16 protein-coding genes are annotated in these 20,750 nt (G+C 63.8%); 4 read left to right on the forward strand and 12 right to left on the reverse strand.

Annotated elements, in window-relative coordinates; all coding sequences use genetic code 11:
• Window positions 1-8 precede the first annotated feature (8 nt).
• Window positions 9-926 carry a sugar kinase gene (locus PQT43_RS10840; RefSeq protein ID WP_267268441.1) on the forward strand — a complete coding sequence of 306 codons (918 nt, stop codon included), beginning with the start codon at window positions 9-11 and terminating at the stop codon, window positions 924-926.
• A gap of 108 nt (window positions 927-1,034) precedes the next feature.
• On the opposite strand, the gene PQT43_RS10845 is transcribed toward PQT43_RS10840, so the two are convergent.
• The 12 genes from PQT43_RS10845 to PQT43_RS10900 all read right to left on the reverse strand — a co-directional run bounded on the left by PQT43_RS10845 (window position 1,035) and on the right by PQT43_RS10900 (window position 17,807).
• On the reverse strand, window positions 1,035-1,310 hold the full coding sequence (locus PQT43_RS10845; protein ID WP_011061856.1) for a peptidylprolyl isomerase: 276 nt from the start codon (window positions 1,308-1,310) through the stop codon (window positions 1,035-1,037).
• A 51-nt stretch (window positions 1,311-1,361) separates the two neighbouring features.
• On the reverse strand, window positions 1,362-3,902 hold the full coding sequence (locus PQT43_RS10850) for a PAS domain-containing hybrid sensor histidine kinase/response regulator (protein ID WP_272753861.1): 2,541 nt from the start codon (window positions 3,900-3,902) through the stop codon (window positions 1,362-1,364).
• 342 nt (window positions 3,903-4,244) lie between these two features.
• Complete coding sequence (locus PQT43_RS10855) at window positions 4,245-6,200, reverse strand: acetoacetate--CoA ligase (protein ID WP_267268439.1); 1,956 nt, start codon at window positions 6,198-6,200, stop codon at window positions 4,245-4,247.
• 66 nt (window positions 6,201-6,266) lie between these two features.
• Window positions 6,267-7,040: a 3-hydroxybutyrate dehydrogenase gene (hbdH, locus tag PQT43_RS10860; RefSeq protein ID WP_102881504.1), complete on the reverse strand. Its 774-nt coding sequence runs from the start codon at window positions 7,038-7,040 to the stop codon at window positions 6,267-6,269.
• A gap of 7 nt (window positions 7,041-7,047) precedes the next feature.
• The gene (locus PQT43_RS10865) at window positions 7,048-8,439 is read right to left on the reverse strand and encodes a GntP family permease (protein WP_102881503.1); all 1,392 of its coding nucleotides are present in this window, start codon (window positions 8,437-8,439) and stop codon (window positions 7,048-7,050) included.
• Window positions 8,440-8,758: 319 nt separating this feature from the next.
• A complete protein-coding gene (locus tag PQT43_RS10870; RefSeq protein ID WP_110653574.1) occupies window positions 8,759-10,177 on the reverse strand; it encodes a sigma-54 interaction domain-containing protein in 1,419 nt (472 codons plus the stop codon).
• Between the two features lie 375 nt (window positions 10,178-10,552).
• Window positions 10,553-12,127 (reverse strand): ABC transporter ATP-binding protein, encoded by a 1,575-nt coding sequence (locus PQT43_RS10875; protein ID WP_110653575.1) that lies wholly within the window; start codon window positions 12,125-12,127, stop codon window positions 10,553-10,555.
• Window positions 12,128-12,141: 14 nt separating this feature from the next.
• Entirely contained in the window at window positions 12,142-13,164 is a 1,023-nt protein-coding gene (locus PQT43_RS10880) for an ABC transporter permease (RefSeq protein WP_102881500.1), read from the reverse strand.
• Window positions 13,164-14,228, reverse strand: a complete 1,065-nt coding sequence (locus tag PQT43_RS10885) for a microcin C ABC transporter permease YejB (protein ID WP_102864941.1) — start codon at window positions 14,226-14,228, stop codon at window positions 13,164-13,166. Before PQT43_RS10885 ends, PQT43_RS10880 begins: the two co-directional genes overlap by 1 nt.
• Complete coding sequence (locus PQT43_RS10890; protein ID WP_272753862.1) at window positions 14,228-16,090, reverse strand: extracellular solute-binding protein; 1,863 nt, start codon at window positions 16,088-16,090, stop codon at window positions 14,228-14,230. The genes PQT43_RS10885 and PQT43_RS10890 overlap by 1 nt, the downstream gene beginning before the upstream one ends.
• Before the next feature lie 131 nt (window positions 16,091-16,221).
• Window positions 16,222-16,503 (reverse strand): peptidylprolyl isomerase, encoded by a 282-nt coding sequence (locus tag PQT43_RS10895; protein ID WP_007924449.1) that lies wholly within the window; start codon window positions 16,501-16,503, stop codon window positions 16,222-16,224.
• Window positions 16,504-16,715: 212 nt separating this feature from the next.
• Window positions 16,716-17,807, reverse strand: a complete 1,092-nt coding sequence (locus PQT43_RS10900; protein ID WP_123394462.1) for a 3-deoxy-7-phosphoheptulonate synthase — start codon at window positions 17,805-17,807, stop codon at window positions 16,716-16,718.
• A gap of 639 nt (window positions 17,808-18,446) precedes the next feature.
• On the opposite strand from PQT43_RS10900, the gene PQT43_RS10905 reads away from it, so the two are divergent.
• The 3 genes from PQT43_RS10905 (at window position 18,447) to gacA (ending at window position 20,749) form a co-directional block, all read left to right on the forward strand.
• Entirely contained in the window at window positions 18,447-19,202 is a 756-nt protein-coding gene (locus PQT43_RS10905) for a carbon-nitrogen hydrolase family protein (protein WP_267268437.1), read from the forward strand.
• Entirely contained in the window at window positions 19,202-19,666 is a 465-nt protein-coding gene (locus PQT43_RS10910; protein WP_267268436.1) for a GNAT family N-acetyltransferase, read from the forward strand. Before PQT43_RS10905 ends, PQT43_RS10910 begins: the two co-directional genes overlap by 1 nt.
• A 441-nt stretch (window positions 19,667-20,107) precedes the next feature.
• Window positions 20,108-20,749, forward strand: coding sequence for a response regulator transcription factor GacA (gene gacA, locus PQT43_RS10920; RefSeq protein ID WP_011061841.1), 642 nt, complete (start codon window positions 20,108-20,110; stop codon window positions 20,747-20,749).
• Window position 20,750 lies beyond the last annotated feature (1 nt).

Below are 20,750 nucleotides of genomic sequence, written 5' to 3' on the forward strand. Positions count from 1 at the left end.
TCAAGAATATGAACGGGAAGCAGCGCATTGCCGCCATTGGCGAATGCATGATCGAGCTGCAACAGCGTCACGACGGCAGTCTGCAACAGAGCTTTGGTGGCGATACCTTGAACACTGCGGTGTATCTGTGCCGGGAGCTCGGGCAGCAGGCGCAGGTGGATTACGTGACTGCCCTGGGCTACGACAGCTTCAGCGATGCCATGTGCCAGAGCTGGGCGCAGGAGGGTATCGGCCTGGGAAAGGTTCAGCGCCTGCCAGGGCGTTTGCCGGGGTTGTATTGCATTCAGACCGATGCCCGGGGGGAGCGGCGTTTTCTGTATTGGCGCAATGAGGCGGCGGTACGGGACTGCTTCAACACCGCGGCGGCGGGGCCGATCCTGGCGGACTTGTGCGATTACGATGTGTTGTATTTCAGCGGCATCACCCTGGCGGTGCTCGGGGAGGTGGGACGCAAAAAGCTGATTGACCTGCTGGTGGAAGCGCGCATCCGTCGGGCGCAGATCGTGTTTGACAACAACTATCGGCCAAGGCTCTGGGCCTCGGTGGAGCAGGCGCGAGCGGCCTATCTGCAGGTACTGGAGCATGTGGATCTGGCGCTGTTGACCCTGGAGGACGAGCAGGCACTGTTTGGCCATGACTATGCCCATGGCGTGTTCGCGGCCTACCCGAACATTGCCGAGGTGGTGGTCAAGCGCGGGGCGGATTCGTGCCTGGTGCGTTGCGGCGGCGAGAGTCATGAGATACCGGCGCTGCCAGTGGCGCAGGTGGTGGACACCACGGCGGCGGGAGACTCCTTCAGCGCGGCTTATCTGGCCTGTCGTTTGCGCGGCGGCAGCCCGGTGCAGGCCGCAGAGGCCGGGCATCGATTGGCGAGTCGGGTGATTCAGCATCCTGGGGCGTTGCTTCCCCGGGAGGCGGTTTTGTAGGAGCCGGCTTGCCGGCGAAGAGGCCTTTGAACTGGGCGCTGTGCGTGAGGGCGCGTTCGCTGGCAAGCCAGCTCCTACGGCGGGGAGGTACGGGCTGGTGCTGGGGCGTCAGTCGCGGAAGAACACCTGCACCAGGTGATAGCCGAATTTGCTCTTGATCGGGCCGTGCACGGTGCGCAGGGGTTTCTTGAAAATCACCTGATCAATGGCGCCGACCATCTGCCCCGGACGCACTTCCCCCAGGTCGCCGCCGCGCTTGCCCGACGGGCAGGTGGAGTATTTCTTGGCCAGCACGTCGAAGGCTTCGCCCTTGGCGATGCGCTGCTTGAGCTGCTCGGCTTCTTCGGCGGTTTTCACCAGGATGTGGCGGGCTTGGGCTTTCATGATGGCGTGACCTTGTAGCGGGAAATCGGCGGCCGCGGATTATGCCTGAATTCAGGACTCGCGGCCGATCATCTGGCGAATCTTCTGCGCCAGTTCTTCGATGGAAAACGGCTTGGCCATCAGGTCCATGCCCGGCTCCAGAAAGCCCTGGCGCTCGGCGGCCTTTTCCGCGTAGCCGGTCATGAACAGTACCTTGAGCCCCGGGCGCTGTTGGCGGGCGATTTCCGCCAGCTGTCGGCCGTTCATGCCCGGCAGGCCGACGTCGGTCACCAGCAGGTCGACGCGCAGTGGCGATTCCAGCAACGGCAGGGCGCTGCGTGCATCCTCGGCCTCGATGGCGCGGTAGCCCAGTTCGCTGAGGACGTTGAGCACCAGCATGCGCACCGCCGGGTCGTCCTCCACCACCATCACGCTTTCCCCGGCCATGGCCTGGGGCGCCTCGCTGCTGCCCGTGAGTTGCAGCGGTTCCAGGGGCGCGCTGTGCAGGCGCGGCAGGTACAGGCGCACACAGGTGCCCTGGCCCGGCTCGCTGCTGATGGTCACGTGTCCGCCGGACTGCTGGGCAAAACCATAGATCATCGACAGCCCGAGGCCCGTGCCCTGGCCGATGGGCTTGGTGGTGAAGAAGGGGTCGAAGGCCTTGGCCAGAATCCGTGGGCTCATGCCGGCGCCGTTGTCGCTGACCCCCAGCATCACGTAGTCGCCGGCCTTGACCGGCTCCAGGGTGCTGATGTCGCTGCCGTCGAGGTAACTGTTGGCGGTCTCGATCAGCAGTCGGCCGCCGTCGGGCATGGCGTCGCGGGCGTTGATCACCAGATTGAGCAAGGCGTTTTCCAGCTGGCTGGCATCGGTGTTTACCGGCCACACCTCGTCCGCCAGTTGCATCTGCAGCTGGATGTGTTCGCCCTTGGTGTGGTTGAACAGCTCCTGCAGTGAGCGCACCAGCTGGTTCGGGTCCAGGGGCTGGCGGTCCAGGGACTGGCGTCGGGAGAAGGCCAGCAGGCGGTGGGTCAGGGACGCGGCGCGTTTGGCCGAGGACATGGCGGCTTCGGTGAAACGACCGATTTCATCGCTGCGGCCGTTGTCGATGTAGCGCTGCATCAGGTCCAGGCTGCCGATGATGCCGGTGAGCATGTTGTTGAAGTCGTGAGCGATGCCGCCAGTGAGCTGGCCCACAGCCTCCATCTTCTGCGCGTGGCGCAGGGCGTCCTCGGCGCGTTCGCGCTCGAACATTTCGTTCTGCAGGCGCTGGTTGACGGCGGCCAGCGCCTCGGTGCGGCGGTTGACCCGTTCTTCCAGGGTTTCGTTGAGGTTGCGCAGAGCCTCCTCGGTCTGTCTGCGCTCGGTTTCATCGATGACGAAAATGTAGAAACCGTTGATGGCACCGTCGGCGCCATGGCGGGGCAGGTACTTCATCAGGGCGTGGCGCGGGCGGCCGTCGCGGTGGGGCGAGTTGGCTTCGAAGCTGCAAGGCTTGCCCGCCAATGCGGCGGCAATGTTCTCGGCGCGGGTGGCGTAGATCTCGTCGCCCACCACTTCGCGGATGGTCTTGCCGTACAGCTCCTGCGGGGTCAGGCCGTACCAGTCCAGATAAGCGCTGTTGTTCAGGCGAAAGCGCTCTTCGTGGTCGACATAACCGATCAGCACTGGCATGGCGTTGATGATCAGTTGCAGTTCGGTCTGGCTCTGGCGCAGTGCTTGCTCCATCTGCTTGCGCTCGGTCAGGTCCAGGGCGGCGCCGAGAAAGCGCGTCGGTCGGCCGTGGTGATCCTTGTAGCAGCGACCCCGGGCGAACACCCAGCGCACCTGGCCGTCGGCCAGTTGCAGGCGGTATTCCTCGGCGTATTCGCTGCCCTGGGTGATGCAGCGCTTGATGCTCCGGGCCACCATGGCCCTGTCTTCCGGGTGCACGCCTTTGAGGTACTCACTGATGGGCAGTTGTCGGGATAGCTGCGGGTCGACGCTGTGCAGCTGGGCAAAATGGGTATCGGCGATAAAGCGATCTTCGCCAATGTCCCAATCCCAGGTGCCCACCGCATCGGTGGCCGCCAGGGCCAGTTGCAGGCGCTCCTCGGTCTCGTGCTGGGCCCGCAGGCTGTCGTCGGAGCGCTGCTGCAGTTCGAGGGCGATGCGCCGGCGCTCGTTGGTCTCGATGGCGGTCACCAGGATTCCGGCAACGTCGCCGCGTTCATCGCGGATCGGGCTGTAGGTCAGGTCCAGCCACAGGTCGTGTGCAGTGCCGTCGCTGCGTTGCAGGCTGAAGCGCTGCTCGCTGAAGCTGCGCACCTGGCCGTTGAGCACCGCGCGGTAGACCGGGTCGGTGAAGTCCATCAGCTCTGGCCAGATCAGGTGCGCCGGCTGGCCGAAGGCCTGGGGGTGCTTGTTGCCTGCCAGCAGGGCGAAGCCGTCGTTGTAGATCTGGGTCAGCTCGGAGCCCCACAGCAGCAACATCGGCATCGGCGAATGGATCACGATGTCCACGGCGGTACGCAGGCTCTGGGGCCAGTGGCCGGATTCACCGAGGGCCGTGGCGGACCAGTCCAGACGGGCTATCAGGTGGGCGGCTTCGCTGCCGGAGTGGGGGGCATTCATGTCGGGTGTGTCCTGGGCGCAGCGGTGTTACGCGGCAAGGTCATGGCTCGCGTACTGGAAAAGTCGCATGGACATGCCGTGCATATTCAAACGGATGGATTGTAGGTGTTTCTGGCGGGGTTATTTTCACCTGCTTTTGCGGCAGATGACCAGTCTAGAGGGGCTGAACGGTCTCTGTAGCCGCTGCCGCAGGCTGCGAACGCTCTGGGCGGCACTGCGTCGCAGGAAGCGCTGCTCTTGAGATCGCTGAAGGTCCTGCGGCCCTTTGCGCAGCCTCGCGGGCTCGGCAGCGGCTACAGGTCCTGCGTCGCGAAGGGCTGCGCCGGCGGTGGTTGGCCGTCGTCAGTGGCGCAATTCCTCGCGGTCGCGGAACTGCTCCAGGGCTTCGGGGTTGGCCAGGGCGTCGGTATTCTTCACCGGCAGGCCATGCACCACATTGCGCACCGCCAACTCCACGATCTTGCCGCTGATGGTCCGGGGAATGTCGGTCACTGCGAGGATCTTCGCCGGCACATGGCGCGGTGTGGTGTTGCTGCGGATCACCTGGCGAATCCGCTCCTGCAACGGCTCATCGAGCACCACGCCATCCTGCAGGCGTACGAACAGCACCACCCGCACGTCATGTTCCCAGCTCTGGCCGATGGCCAGGCTTTCCAGCACCTGTTCCAGTTTCTCCACCTGGCGGTAGATTTCCGCGGTGCCAATCCGCACTCCACCCGGGTTGAGCACCGCATCCGAGCGTCCGTGAATCAGCCAGCCGCCATGGGGCAGCTGTTCGGCGTAGTCGCCCTGGGCCCAGACCCCGGGAAACAGGCTGAAGTACGAGGCCTTGAGCTTGCTCTGGTCCGGGTCGTGCCACAGGCTCACCGGAATACTCGGAAAGTGCCGGGTGCACACCAGTTCGCCTTTCTCGCCGGTCACCGGCTGGCCCTGGTCGTTCCACACTTCGATGGCCATGCCCAGGCTCTTGCCCTGCATCTCGCCGCGGCGCACCGCTTGCACCGGGTTGCCAGCGACAAAGCAGGCGACGATATCTGTGCCGCCGGACATCGAGGCCAGGCACAGGTCGCTTTTGATCTCGCGGTACACGTAGTCGTAGCTCTGTGGCGACAGCGGCGAGCCGGTGCAGAGCAGGGTCTTGAGGCTGTCCAGGCGGTGGCTGAGGCGCGGTCGGCTGCCAGCCTTTTCAAGGGCGGCCAGGTACTTGGGGCTGGTGCCGAAGACGCTGATGCCTTCGCTATCGATCAGGTCGATCAGATGCTCGTTGGAGGGATGGAAGGGCGATCCGTCGTAGAGCACCAAGCTGGCGCCGGTGGCCAGGGCCGAGACCAGCCAGTTCCACATCATCCAGCCGCAAGTGGTGTAGTAGAACAGCCGCTCGCCGGGCCCCAGGTCGGTGTGCAGGCCGTGTTCCTTGAGGTGCTGCAGCAGCACCCCGCCAGTGCCGTGGACGATGCACTTGGGCACCCCGGTGGTGCCGCTGGAATAGAGGATGTACAGCGGATGGGCGAAGGGCACCGGGACGAATTCGGGTGCGCCGTCGGGCTGATAGAAGTCGTCCCAGAGGCTGACCCGGGCCTGGGTACGGTAGTCCTCGACCCGGGCTTGCGGACGGGCGTAGGGCACGATGAGCAACTGCTCCAGGGACGGCAGGCGCTCAAGGATCTCGTTGACCTTGGCGGTCTGGTCGATGTCCTTGCCGGCGTAGCGATAGCCGGCGCAGGTGATCAGCACCTTGGGTTCGATCTGGCCAAAACGGTCGATCACCCCCTGGGTGCCGAAATCCGGCGAACAGCTGGACCACACCGCGCCGAGGCTGGTGCTGGCCAGCATGCCCACCAGGGTCTGCCAGGTGTTGGGCAGGCAGGCGGCAACCCGGTCGCCGAGGCCGACCCCGGCAGCCCGCAGGCTGCGCTGCAGGCCGGCGACCTGGGCCGCCAGTTCGGCGTAGGTCAGTGGTTCGCGCTGGCCGTTCTCGTTGATCGCCACCACCGCCACGGTGTCGTCCCGGCGCTTGAGCAGGTGCTCGGCGAAGTTCAGCGTGGCCCCTGGAAACCATTGGGCGCTGGGCATTTGCGGGACTTCGCGCAGCACGGATTCAGCGGGCTGGTGAAAGCTGACCTCGAAGAAGTCGACGATGGCCTGCCAGAAGCTTTCTCGTTGGTCGATGCTCCACTGGTGCAGGGCGGGAAAGTCGGCCAGGTTGAGGTCGTGACGGTGGTTGACCAGGCGCCGGAAGGCTTCCATGCGGGTCTTGCTGATGCGCTCGGCGCTGGGTTGCCAGAGTATTTCGGACATGGGATGCCTCTTGTTTTTCTTGAATTGCACGCAAACTGATTCTAATGCCGGATGCAGGGCGCGGGGTTATTGCGCCAGCCAGCCGCCGTCGATGTTCCAGGCCGCACCGCGAACTTGGGCGCCGGCTTCGCTGCACAAAAATAGCACCAGCTCGCCCAGTTGCGACGGGGTGACGAATTCCAGGGACGGCTGCTTTTCCGCCAGCAGATCATGCTGGGCCTGTTGCGGGTCAGCCCCGGCCGCTACCCGGTCGTCGATCTGCTTCTGCACCAGCGGGGTCAGCACCCAGCCGGGGCAGATGGCGTTGCAGGTGACGTTGCTGGTGGCGGTTTCCAGGCCTACCACCTTGGTCAGGCCGATCACCCCGTGCTTGGCCGCGACGTAGGCGGCCTTGCCCACCGAACCCACCTGGCCGTGCACCGAGGCGATGTTGACGATCCGTCCCCAGCCCTTGGCGCGCATCCCCGGCAGCCCCAGGCGGGTGCTGTGGAACACTGAGGACAGGTTGATGGCGATGATCGAATCCCAGCGCTCCACGGGGAATTCCTCCACCGCCGCCACGTGCTGGATGCCGGCGTTGTTCACCAGGATATCGACGCCGCCAAACTCCCGTTCGGCGTAGGCGAACAGTTCGGCGATCTGTGCCGGGTCGCTGACGTCCGCCGGGTGATGGCCGACCTGGCCGCCGAATTGTGCGACCTCGGCGATGGCCTTCGAGGCATCGCCAAAGCCGTTGAGAATCAGCTTGGCCCCGGCCTTGGCCAGGACCAGGGCGATGCCCAGGCCAATGCCGCTGGTGGAGCCGGTGACCAGGGCGGTCTTGCCAGAAAGAGTGGTCATGAATACCTCACACAATGCCGGTGGCGTAGAAAGTGGCGATGACGACGAAGACCGCCAGGGTCTTGATCAGGGTGATGCAGAAAATGTCCTTGTAGGCTTCGCGGTGGGTCAGCCCGGTGACTGCCAGCAGGGTGATCACCGCGCCGTTGTGGGGCAGGGTGTCCATGCCGCCGCTGGCCATGGAGGCCACCCGATGCAGCACTTCCAGGGGGATGTTGGCGGCATGGGCGGCGCTGATGAAGCTTTCGGACATGGCCGCCAGGGCGATGCTCATGCCTCCCGAGGCCGAGCCGGTGATGCCCGCCAGCAGGGTCACGGTAATGGCTTCGTTGACCAGTGGGTTGGGAATGTTTTTCAGCCAGTCCGCCAGCACCAGAAACCCTGGCAGGGAGGCGATTACCGCGCCGAAACCGTATTCCGAGGCGGTGTTCATGGCGGCCAGCAAGGCGCCGCTGACCGCGCTTTTGCTGCCTTCGGCGAGCTTGCTGCGAATCGCCGAGTAGCCGCACACCAGCACCATCACAATGCCCACCAGCAACGCAGCCTGCACCGCCCAGATGGCGGTGAGCTTGGCGATTTCACTGGTGACCGGCGCCGCCATGCCCGGCAGGCTGAGGCTGTGGGTCTTGCCGTACCACTGGGGAATCCAGTGGGTGAACAGCAGGTTCATGATGCCCACCAGCAGCAGCGGCGACAGCGCCAGCCAGGGGTTGGGCAGCTTCAGGTCCTCGGCGGTTTCCGGCTCGTTGCGCAGCTCGGTGCCGTAGCCTTCACCGGCCTTCTGCGCCTTGTTGCGCTGGCGCTGGAGGAACAGCATGCCGGCGCAGAACACGAAAATGGTGCCGATCACCCCCAGCCAGGGCGCGGCCCAGGCGGTGGTGTTGAAGAAAGTGCTGGGGATGATGTTCTGGATCTGCGGGGTGCCGGGTAGCGCATCCATGGTGAAGGAGAATGCACCCAGAGCAATGGTGGCCGGGATCAGGCGCTTGGGGATATTGCTCTGGCGGAACATCTCGGCGGCGAACGGGTAGACCGCGAACACCACCACGAACAGCGAAACCCCGCCGTAGGTCAGCAGGGCGCAGACCAAAACGATCACCAGTATCGCCTGGCGGGTGCCCAGCAGGCGGATCGCGGCGGCGACGATGGAGCGGGAAAAGCCCGACAGCTCGATCAGCTTGCCGAACACCGCGCCCAGCAGGAATACCGGGAAATACAGTTTGATGAAGCCGACCATCTTCTCCATGAACACCCCGGTAAAGGCGGGCGCCACGGCAGAGGGATCGGTGAGCAGCACCGCGCCGAGGGCGGCGATGGGGGCAAAGAGGATAACGCTGTAGCCACGGTAGGCAGCCAGCATCAGCAGCGCCAGGGCTGCCAAGGCAATGATCACACTCATGGTGTGTCTCTCCAGGATTGTTATTTTTGTCGGGTGTTGCGTGTGGAGAGCGTTATAGCGAGAACTGTGCCAAATGGATAAATCATTGAAATATATGAGTATTTTTTATTTTTTTGAGTGTTGTCCAGATTTTATTCTCCAAATGGAGACAGTGAGTCGAAGGTGCAGGCTCCCGCTGGAGTGCGCGGCACTCCCCAGGCTGGTCGTCGGGTTGTATCAGAAAGTCCGCAATCAAAGGGTTTGGGGGCACTGTCCGGCCCAGTGAGAGTAAACCCCTCGCGACAAAAGCAGTTGTCTCTAAATCGGGATCTATGTCTCGTTATTGAGACTCAGCGATTCCCAGCGCCGCCATCTTCTTGTACAGCGTCGAGCGCCCCAGCCCCAGGCGTCGGGCCGCTTCATCCACCTTGCCGGCGCATTGCGCCAGGGTGGTGCTGATCAATTGCCGATCGAATCGCTCCCGGGCGGCGGCGAAGGTGTCCTGGTTCGGCGACTCGGCCGGCACCGGGGCCGCATTGCGTTGCACCGGGCTGAAGCTGCCAATCGCCGCGCGAATGTCCGCAGCATTGAGTATCAGGTCGTCGCTGAGCAGCGCCGCGCGCTCCAGCACGTTGCGCAGTTCGCGGATATTCCCCGGCCAGGCATGTTGCGCCAGCAGGGCCAGGGCTTCGCGATCCAGTTCATGCTGGCTGCGCAGCTCTTCGAGAATCCCTTCGCTCAGGGCCGGCAGATCGTCCAGGCGTTCGCGCAGGGCCGGCACCTGGATGGGCAGCACGTTGAGCCGGTAGTACAGGTCGGCCCGGAACTCGCCGCGCTTGATCGCCGCTTCCAGGTCGGAGGAGGTGGCGGCGATCACCCGCACATCGCTATGGATCACTTCGTTGGAGCCCACCGGCTCGAACTCTTTTTCCTGCAGCACTCGCAGCAACTTGCTTTGCAGGGGCAGGGGCATGTCGCCGATTTCATCGAGGAACAGGGTGCCGCCCTGGGCGATCTGCAACTTGCCGGCGCGGCCCTTGCGGTCGGCGCCGGTGAAGGCCCCAGGGGCGGTGCCGAAGAACTCCGCCTCCAGCAGCGCCTCGGGAATCGCCGCGCTGTTGATGCTGACAAAGGGCTTGTGGGCTCGGGGCGACGCGGCATGAATGGCCTGGGCCAGCAGTTCCTTGCCGGTGCCGGTCTCGCCTTGCAGCAGTACCGGGGATTCGGCACTGGCGCTGCGTCGGGCCCGGCGTTTGACTTCCAGGCTGGCGGCGCTGGTGCCGATGAAATGGGCGAAGTTGTACTTGGTCTGCCGGGCCCGCAACAGAGAGCGGGTGGAGGCCAATTCTTCCTGCATGCTCAGGTAGCGCTTGAGCATCGGCGACAGGCTGCGCAATTCGTCGAACAGGGCAAAGCCGATGGCGCCGATCACCGTGCCGGCGGCGTCGTGGATCGGCAGGCGCATCACCACCAGCGGTTCCTTGGGGGTGTCCTGCATGTCCAGCAGGATCGGGCGGCCGGTGCGTACCACTTCCCGCAGCAGGCTGCCGGGGATCACGCTTTCGCAGGGCTTGCCGATGGCGAAGGCCGCCGATTCCAGGCCGAAGCGCCGGGCGTAGCGCTCATTCATCCAGACGATATTGGCGTCGCGATCGACGATCACCGTGCCTTCGCTGGACTGCTCGATGATCTCAAACAGCGAACGGATCGCCAGTTGGCGCACACGCTGGTAATCCTTGAGGCTTTCGCTGTCGTTCATGGCGGCATCCTGAAAATGGGCGCGGCGATTATGCCGCAGTCTGCCCCGGTTGTTGCGCTGTAGCCGCTGCCGAGCGCCAGCGAGGCTGCGCAAAGGGCCGCAGGACCTTCGGCGGCCTTGAGGGCAGCGCCTGCTGCGCAGCCGTTCGCAGCCTGCGGCAGCGGCTACAAAGAACAGCGCGCCTTCTGTAGCCGCTGCCGAGCCTGCGAGGCTGCGCAAAGGGCCGCAGGACCTTCGGCGGTCTCAAGGGCGGCGTCTCCTGCGACGGAGTGCCGCCCAGAGCGTTCGCAGCCTGCGGCAGCGGCTACACGATGCAGCATCTGTAGCCGCTGTCGAGCCTTGGCGAGGCTGCGAAAAAGGGACGTCGGCGACGGGTCAGCCGGGGTGGGCGGCGGCCAGCAGTTCCTGGGTGTAGGGGTGTTGCGGGTTGGCGAATACTTCATGGCTGGCGCCGCGCTCCACCACCTGGCCGTCCTTGATCACGATCATGTCGTGGGCCAGGGCCCGCACCACTGCCAAATCATGGCTGATGAACAGGTAGGTCAGGCCGTACTTTTCCTGCAACTGGCGCAGCAGGGCCACCACCTGTTTCTGCACGGTGCGGTCCAGGGCCGAGGTCGGTTCGTCCAGCAGGATCAGCGCCGGTTTGAGCACCAGGGCCCGGGCAATGGCGATGCGCTGGCGCTGGCCGCCGGAGAATTCGTGGGGGTAGCGGTGGCGGCTGCCGGGGTCGAGGCCGACTTCCTCCAGGGCGCGGATCACCTGTTCGTCGCATTGGCGGGCGTCGTACTGGCTGTGCACTTCCAGGCCTTCGCTGATGATCTGCGCCACCGACATGCGCGGGCTGAGGCTGCCGAAGGGGTCCTGGAACACCACCTGCATCTGCTTGCGCCAGGGCCGCAGTTGCTTCTGGTTGAGGCCGTCCAGGGCCTGGCCCTGGAAGCGGATGCTGCCTTGGGAATCCAGCAGCCGCAGGATCGCCTGGCCCAGGGTGGACTTGCCCGAGCCGGACTCGCCGACGATGCCCAGGGTCTTGCCTTGCTCCACGCTGAGGCTGATGTCGTCCACTGCCCGCAGGTATTCCTTGCGCCGGAACAGGCCGCCGCCTATCTGGAAGTCAACGCTGAGATTGTTCACTTCCAGCACGGTTTCGCGGCTGTCGCGGCACAACGGTCGGCCCTCGGGCTCGGCGTGCAGCAGTTCGCAGCTGTAGGGATGTTGCGGGGCGTTGAACAGGGTGTCGCAATCGGCCTGCTCGACGATTTCCCCGGCCTTCATCACGCACACCCTTTGGGCGATGCGCCGCACCAGGTTGAGGTCGTGGCTGATCAGCAACAGAGACATGCCCAGGCGCTGTTGCAAGGATTTGAGCAGCAGCAGGATCTTGCGCTGCACGGTCACGTCCAGGGCGGTGGTGGGTTCGTCGGCAATCAGCAGCTCCGGCTCGCAGGCCAGGGCCATGGCGATCATCACCCGCTGGCGCTGGCCGCCGGAAAGCTGGTGCGGGTAGGCCTTGAGTCGCTCCTTGGGTTTCTGGATGCCCACCAGTTCCAGCAGTTCGAGAATTCGCGCCTGGGCCTCCTTGCCCCCCAGGCCGCGATGCAGGAGCAGGGTTTCGCCGATCTGCTTCTCCACGCTGTGCAGCGGGTTGAGGGAGGTCATGGGCTCTTGGAAGATCATGGCGATGCGGTTGCCCCGCAGTTTTTGCAGGGTTGCCGGATCGCAGCCCATCAGCTCCTGGCCGCGGTAGCGCACGCTGCCGGAGCTGCTACAGCCGGTCTGCGGCAGCAGTTGCAGGATCGAGTGGGCGGTCACCGACTTGCCCGAGCCGGACTCACCCACCAGGGCCAGGCATTCGCCGGGGCGGATGTCCAGGCTCAGGTCGCGGACCACGGTCTGTTCGCCGAAGGTGACCTTGAGCTGGCGGATTTCGATGAGGTTGTCAGGCATTTCTACAGTCCGCTTCAAGATCGTGGATCAAAGGCATCGCGCAACGCTTCGCCGATAAACACCAGCAGCGAAAGGATCAGCGCCAGGGTGAAAAACGCCGTCAGCCCCAGCCATGGCGCCTGCAGGTTCTGCTTGCCCTGGCCGATCAGTTCGCCCAGGGAAGCGCTGCCCGCGGGCATGCCGAAGCCGAGGAAGTCCAGGGCGGTGAGGGTCGAGATGGCGCCGGTGAGGATGAACGGCAGGTAGCTCAGGGTGGCGTTCATGGCATTGGGCAGGATGTGCCGCAGGATGACCTTGCGGTCGCTCAGGCCCAGAGCCCGGGCGGCCTTGACGTATTCCAGGTTGCGCCCTCGGAGGAACTCGGCGCGTACCACGTCCACCAGGGCCAGCCAGGAAAACAGCGCCATGATTCCCAGCAGCCACCAGAAGTTCGGCTCTACGAAGCCCGAGAGGATGATCAGCAGGTAGAGCACCGGCAGCCCGGACCAGACTTCCAGCAGGCGCTGGCCCAAGAGGTCGACCCAGCCGCCGTAATAGCCTTGCAGGGCGCCGGCGGCGATGCCGATCAGGGCGCTGATGGCGGTCAGCGCCAGGGCGAACAGGATCGATACCCGGGCGCCGTAGATCACCCGCGCGGCCACATCCCGGGCCTGGTCGTCGGTGCCCAGCCAGTTGACCTGGCTCGGTGGGCTGGGGGCCGGCTGAGTCAGGTCGTAGTTGGGCGTGTCTTCGCTGAAGGGGATCGGCGGGAACAGCAGCCAGCCACCGTCCTTGCGGATCAGCTGCTGCACGTAATCGCTGCGATAGTCGGCCTGGAACGGCAGTTGGCCGCCGAATTCCTGCTCGGTGTAGCGCTTGAACACCGGGAAGTACAGCGAGCCCTGGTAACTGACCACCAGGGGTTTGTCGTTGGCGATCAGCTCGCCGCCCAGGGTCAGGATGAACAGGCCGATGAACAGCCACAGCGACCACCAGCCGCGGCGGTTTTTCTTGAAGCGGTCCAAGCGTCGGCGGGCGACGGGAGAAAGCTTGAGCATCAGGCATTCCTCGCGGCGAAGTCGATACGCGGGTCGACCAGGGTGTAGCACAGGTCGCCGATGAGTTTTATCAGGAGGCCAAACAGGGTGAAGATGAACAGCGAACCGAACACCACCGGATAATCCCGGGACACCGCCGCCTCGTAGCTCATGCGCCCCAGGCCGTCGAGGGAGAAGATCACCTCGATCAGCAAGGAACCGGCGAAAAACACACTGATAAAGGCCTGGGGAATCCCCGAGACCACCAGCAGCATGGCGTTGCGGAACACGTGGCCATAGAGCACGCGGCGCTCGCTCAGGCCCTTGGCCCGGGCGGTGACCACGTACTGGCGGGTGATCTCGTTGAGGAAGGAGTTCTTGGTGAGGATGGTCAGGGTGGCGAAGCCACCGATCACCAGGGAGCTGACCGGCAATACCAGGTGCCAGAAGTAGTCGGCGATCTTGCCCAGGGTACTCAGCTGTTCAAAGTTGTCCGAGACCAGGCCGCGTACCGGGAACCAGTTCAGCGAGGTGCCGCCGGCGAACAGCACGATCAGGAACATGGCGAACAGAAAGGCCGGCATGGCGTAGCCGATGATGATCGCGGTGCTGCTCCAGATGTCGAAATGGCTGCCGTGGTGCACGGCCTTGCGAATCCCCAGGGGGATCGACACCAGGTAGGTGATCAAGGTCGCCCAGAGACCGAGGGAAATGGTCACCGGCATTTTCTCCAGGATCAGGTCGGTGACCGTGGCGCCGCGGAAGAAGCTCTTGCCGAAGTCCAGTTGGGCGTAGTTCTTGAGCATCAGCCACAGGCGTTCATGGGCCGGCTTGTCGAAGCCGTACTGTTTTTCGATGTCCTGGATCAGCTTGGGATCGAGCCCGCGGCTGGCCCGGGAGCCGCTGCTGCTCATGGCATCGGCGGAGCCGCCGACGCTGCCGCCACCACCAATGCCTTGCAGGCGGGCGATGGCCTGTTCCACCGGGCCGCCGGGGGCCGCCTGGACGATGACGAAGTTGACCAGGAGGATGATCAGCAGGGTCGGAATGATCAGCAACAGGCGCCGCAGAATGTAGGCCAGCATCAGTGTCGTCCTCCGGGTTTGCCACGGCGGATCAGCTCGGCGGCCATTTGTTCATTGGTCAGCGCGGTGCTGCTGACTTCCCACCAGCTTTCGATGGCTTCGTCGTTGCTCGCCGGCACCTTGGGGATGCCGAAGCGGTTCCACCACACCGTGGAGGTGCCGGGCGGGTAGTAGTTGGCGATCCAGTAGTAGTTCCACTGCAGCACCCGGTCCAGGGCGTGGGCGTAGCGCAGCATTTCCGGCTGGCTGGTGGCCTTCACCAGGCCGTTGAGCAGGCGGTCCACTGCCGGGTTCTTGAGCACCATGTAGTTGTTGGAGCCCGGATCGTTGGCCGCCGCCGAACCGAAGTAGTTGTACAGCTCCATGCCCGGCGAAGTGGTCACCGGGTAGCCGGTGACGATCATGTCGTAGTCCCGGGCCATGAGGCGGTTGACGTACTGCGAAGAGTCGATGCGGCGGATGTTCAGGCTGATGCCGATCTGCGCCAGGTTGCGCTTGTAGGGCAGCAGCAGGCGCTCGATGGAACCTTGGGTGATGAGGAAGGTGAAACTCAGGGGCTCGCCTTCGGCGTTGACCAGTTTGTCGCCTTCGGCTTTCCAGCCGGCCTGTTCCAGCAGGGCCAGGGCTTGCAGTTGCTTGTCGCGGATCACGCCGCTGCCGTCGGTTTTTGGCGCTTGGAAAACCTGGGTGAAGACTTCGTCGGGGATCTGTCCGCGCAGGGGTTCGAGGATCTTCAGCTCCTCGGCGTCCGGCAGGCTGCGGGCGGCCAGGGGCGTGTTGGAGAAGAAACTCTGCTGGCGGATGTAGAGGTTGCGCATCATCTGCCGGTTGCTCCATTCGAAGTCCCAGAGCAGGGCCAGGGCCTGGCGCACCCGGCGGTCCTGGAACACCGGCCGGTCGAGATTGAACACATAGCCCTGAGCCGGTTGCGGCGCCGACTGAGCCAGGTGGGCCTTTTGCAGGCGGCCGTCGTTCAGGGCCGGGCTGTCGTAGCCGATGGAGTAGCCGGTGGCGGAGAACTCGCGGTTGTAGTCGTAGGCGCCGCCGCGCAGCACCTGGCGGGCGACGTCGATGTCGCCGAAGTACTCGACGCTGAAATGGTCGAAGTTGTACAAGCCGCGGCTCACTGGCAGGTCCTTGCCCCACCAGTCGGGGTTGCGGGCGAAGGTGATGCTGTTGCCCGAATCCACTTTGGCCACGCGATAGGGGCCACTGCCCAGGGGGGCTTCGTAACCGCCGCCGCCCGCGAAGTCGCGGCTCTTCCACCAGTGTTCGGGGAACACCGGCAGGGTCGCGATATCCAGGGGCAGGGTGCGGTTTTCATTGCTCTTGAAGTCGAAGCGCACCACTCGTGGCGATTCCACGGTGACGCCTTTGACGTCCTCGAACTGGGTGCGGTAGCGCATGCTGCCCTGGGTCATCAGCAGGTCGTAGCTGTAGCGCACGTCCTCGGCGGTGATCGCGGTGCCGTCGGCAAAGCGCGCCTTGGGGTTGAGGTAGAAACGCAGCCACAGGCCGTCTTCGGCACGCTCCATCTTTTCGGCCACCAGACCGTAGACGGTGTAGGGCTCATCCAGGGAACGCAGGGCCAGGGGCGAATAGACCAGGCCGTCGAGCTGGGACACGCCGATGCCTTTGTCTATATAAGGCAGCACGTGGTCGAAGCGCCCGATCTCGATGGCCGAGCGGCGCAGGGTCCCGCCTTTGGGGGCTTGGGGATTGACGTAGTCGAAGTGGCTGAAGCCCTGGGGGTACTTGGCTGGTTCGCCGTAGACGGTCATGGCGTGTTGCGGGGCCGCCTGGGCACCCGTGGCCTCCAGCAACAGGACGGTGAAAAGCACGGTGGGGAAAAGCAGTCGCATTGTCAGCCTTACGAGCCGGGTGATCGATGACCACGATTTGTACGCTAGCGGCGCGTGACTGGCCAGCCGCTTTCACAAACACAACGGCCCACCAGGAGGCGGGCCGTTGAGCAGACGCAGTCGCGAGGGGATCAGTCCTGGCGGCTGGTGACTTCCAGCAGGTGGTAGCCGAACTGGGTTTTCACCGGACCTTGCACGACGTTCACGGGAGCGCTGAACACCACGGTGTCGAATTCCTTGACCATCTGGCCCGGGCCGAAGGAGCCCAGGTTGCCGCCGTCACGGCTGGACGGGCAGGTGGAGTTCTTTTTCGCGACTTCGGCGAAGTCGGCGCCGGCTTCGATCTCGGCTTTGAGTTCGTTGCACTTGGCTTCGCTGGCAACCAGGATGTGACGGGCAGTGGCTTTGGCCATGGATGTTGCTCCTTTCAAGAAAGTTGAGAGCCTACCGGATTCAGGTGGCTATTTCTTCTCAAAGTTCCTTCAAGGCGTTGCCGTCTGGCGCCTTCGCGGGCTGCCACGCTCCTGCGGGCGCGGCAGGTGTTACAGAAGCCGGCTTGCTGGCGAAGAAGTCGCTGCTCTTGGGGACGTCTTCGCTGGCAAGCCAGTGCCTGCAGCAGGGGCAGTCAGGCGGGGACGGCAGCGACCTTGTGTGCGTGCTGCAGTTGTTGCGCGGCATTGCGCAGCAATTGCTCGGTCGCGCTCCAGCCCAGGCAGCCGTCGGTCACGGAGACGCCGTAGCGCAGCTGGCCGCTCAGGGGCTGGCAGCCTTCGAACAGGTGGCTTTCCAGCATCACCCCCATCAGCGAGGTGTCGCCCTGCAGGCGTTGCTCCAGTACGTCGTTGAATACGGCCGGTTGGCGCAGTGGGTCCTTGCCGCTGTTGGCGTGGCTGCAGTCCACCATGATCCGCGCCGGTATCTTCAGCTTGTGCAGGTCGCGCTGGACCTGGGCCACGCTTTGGCGGTCGTAGTTCGGGCCGCTGTGGCCGCCGCGCAATACCAGATGAGTGTCGGGGTTGCCCGGAGTCTGGATGATCGCCGGATGGCCCTGGCTGTCGACGCCGAAATGGCGGTGGGGGTGGGCAGCCGAACGCATGGCATCACAGGCGATGGCGACGCCGCCGTCGGTGCCGTTCTTGAAGCCTACGGGCATCTCCAGGCCGCTGGCCATCTCGCGGTGGATCTGCGATTCGGTGGTGCGGGCGCCAATGGCGACCCAGCTCAACAGGTCGTCGAAGTAGCCGGCGGCCATGGGCTGCAGCAATTCGGTGGCAATCGGCAGGCCCAGGCGCAGCATTTCGCGCATCAGCTCCCGGGACAGGGTCAGGCCGCCGGCCATGTCGTCGCTGCCATCCAGGTCGGGGTCGTAGGCCAGGCCTTTCCAGCCCACGGTGGTGCGGGGCTTTTCGACGTAGGCACGCATCACCAGGAGCATCTGGTCGCTCACCTCTTCGGCCAGGCGGGCCAGGTTGGCGGCGTATTCCAGGGCTGATTGCGGGTCATGGATGGAGCAGGGACCGACGACTACCAGCAGGCGGTGGTCTTGTCCTTCGAGAATGGCGCGTATCGCCAGGCGGTGGTTGGCGACCTGCTGGCTCAGGGCCAGTGACAGGGGCAATTGCTGCTTGAGCTCCAGAGAGCTGGGCAGGCGCTGGGTCAGGGTTTCGTTGGCGCTGACTTGGGCGGACAGGGGCAGAGCGGATACGGACGAGTTCATGTTCGGTCTTCCTGGGCGGGCGGCGGGTGATGTCCCGCGCGCGGCCCTACTGGGGTGTTCGACAATTGGCCGTACTGGCCACAAGTGTGCAATTGCCACCGGTAGGTGACCGATCGGAGGCGGCAGGCTGTCCCGAGCGGAGGCTGCTAAATCGCCAGGTGGAGAACATGTCGTAGCGGTAATAGGTGGCGTAGTTCATGGGGCAAATCCTCGGTAAGTTCGGTGTGTTGCTGAAAGTCGTGGTTAAAAACGTCGAGCCTGAAAAAACAAAACCCCCGGTCGGGAGGCCGACCGGGGGTTGAGAATTCTCTGGTAGGCGACCCGTTAAAGTGGGCGCCGGTTGGGTATCAGGCGCGCCAGTGGCTAAACCAATACCCAAAATAAAAGCTCGCCGGAGCGCTGGTGCCGTCGACCCGAGCAGCCGCAACCGAACGCAGTGCGCTGGCGGTGTGGCGATGCAGGGAAAGGGTCTGGGACAACATGAGTTTCTCCGTGAAGTGGGGCGAGCTTACTAGAGGCCGGGGCCGCGATTCAATCAGTAATTTCTATGGAAGCTGATGCAATGAGCCATGGATTAAGCCGTGAGAGGATTTATGCCACACTCGCCGCTGCCTCTCGTTGTCTCGCCAAGGAACGTTCATGACCGTGCTGACCCTCGCTGCCGCCCAATCGGTGTCCATTGCTGGAGACTTGTCGGCGAATCTGGCCCGACATCAGCATTTGATGGGGTTGGCAGCGCAGCAGGGGGTGCAGTTGCTGGTGTTTCCTGAGCTGTCCCTGACTGGTTATGAACCGCAGTTGGTCGCTGAACTGGCGCTGCCGCCCGACTCCCCGCGGCTGCAGCCACTGCGCAATCTGGCCCGCGAGTTGAAGCTGACGACGGTGGTGGGCATGCCGATTCGCTTGTCCGTCGATGGACCGGTGCTGATTGGCGCACTGGTGCTGGGGGCGGACGGCTCGCTGGCGGTTTATAGCAAGCAGCATCTGCACCCTGGAGAGGAGCGGGTTTTTGCTCCGGGTAGCGGTGGTGCGCCGTTGCAGTTGGGGAATGAGGTCCTGGCCTTGGCGGTATGCGCGGATTTCTGTCATGCCAGCCATGTGCAGGCTGCGGTGGACGCTGGCGCCGGCATCTACGCCGCCGGGGTGTTGATCAGTGAAGGCGGGTATGCCGTCGACAGTGCTCTGTTGCAAGGATATGCCCGGGACCACGGGATTCTGATGCTGATGGCCAACCATGGCGGCCCCAGCGGCGGCTGGTCCTGTGCCGGGCGCAGCGCAATCTGGGGCGCCCAGGGACAATTGCTGGGTGCTGTGGAAGGTGTCGGCGAAGCGCTGCTGATCGCCCGGCGCGATGGGGCGCAATGGCGGGTCGAAGCGCGGGCGGTTGCGGGTTGATGAGCGCCTTTCAATTGCGTCCGGCGGCTGACGCGGATTTGGCCTTCGCCCGGGATCTGACGCGTTCCACAATGCTGCGCTATTACATTCGCAATGATCTGTTGTGGCTTGACGAGGCGTTTGATGTGGCGTGGGGCGGTCGCGAGAATCTTTTGATTTGCTCGGGAACCGAGGTATTGGGGTTTGTCAGCCTGAGCAGGGACCAGCGCGCCGTCTACATCCGTGAGTTGCACGTACTGGAGGCGTGGCGGGGGCGGGGCGCCGGAGCCTGGACGCTGTTGCAGGTGATGGAAAAGGCCCGTTCGGAGCGGCGGGGCTTGTTGCGTCTGACTGTGTTCAAGGGCAACCCGGCACAGCGTCTATACGAGCGGGTGGGGTTGAAGGTGGTGGGTGAGGAGGAGTGCTTTTTGCGGATGGAATGCTCATGCGCCTCAGATCCTCTGGAAGGCTCCTGCGGCAATTGAGCGCAACCTTGTGGGTTCAATCCCATTTGCTGTTCTTGCGTCCCGCCAGAGGTGGAAAGGTATGCGCGGGATCGAGCCTCTGCCAGTGGGAAAAGTGTTGAACCGATTTACCTTGAAGCTCGCGCCTGGCTTGGCTTGTGCGGCAATGCGGATACCGGGCATAGTTCAAAACCGTTCAAATTGCTGGAGGGTACTGTTCAAGGACGATCAGAGGGCAATCTTTCGTCTGACCAGGACCCTGGCGAGTTGTCGTAGATCTAGAGTCTGCGCAAAAAGCCCCTGATCGCCGAGCCCTGAAGCCAGAGCGTTTTCTTGCTTCAGGTTGGCGGCGTCTCTTATCGCTTGCCGATGTTTTTTATATAGCGCTTGTGATTAGGTTTGTACGTCGCTTTTTGCTAAGGTATCCGGCAACCTATAAAGACCAAATCGCGAGGTGTCTGCTTGATTAGGGTGCTAGTAGTCGATGACCATGATCTCGTTCGTACGGGCATTACACGAATGTTGGCTGACATCGATGGCCTGCAAGTAGTCGGGCAGGCGGAGTCAGGGGAAGAATCCCTGCTCAAGGCTCGGGAGTTGAAGCCCGACGTGGTCCTGATGGACGTAAAGATGCCTGGGATCGGCGGCCTTGAGGCCACGCGCAAATTGCTGCGCAGTCATCCGGATATCAAGGTCGTGGCGGTGACTGTCTGCGAGGAAGATCCTTTTCCGACGCGGTTGCTGCAGGCCGGTGCGGCGGGCTACCTGACCAAGGGCGCGGGCCTCAATGAAATGGTTCAGGCCATTCGCCTGGTTTTTGCCGGTCAGCGCTACATCAGCCCGCAGATTGCTCAGCAACTGGTGTTCAAATCGTTCCAGCCTTCCAGTGATTCCCCGTTCGATGCCTTGTCGGAGCGGGAAATTCAGATTGCGCTGATGATTGTCGGTTGCCAGAAGGTGCAGATCATCTCCGACAAGCTGTGTCTGTCGCCGAAAACCGTGAACACCTACCGCTATCGTATTTTCGAGAAGCTGTCGATCAGTAGTGATGTCGAGTTGACGCTACTGGCGGTTCGTCATGGCATGGTTGATGCCAGCCTCTGAA

The organism is Pseudomonas sp. BLCC-B112 (assembly GCF_028550695.1).
GTDB lineage: Bacteria > Pseudomonadota > Gammaproteobacteria > Pseudomonadales > Pseudomonadaceae > Aquipseudomonas > Aquipseudomonas danubii.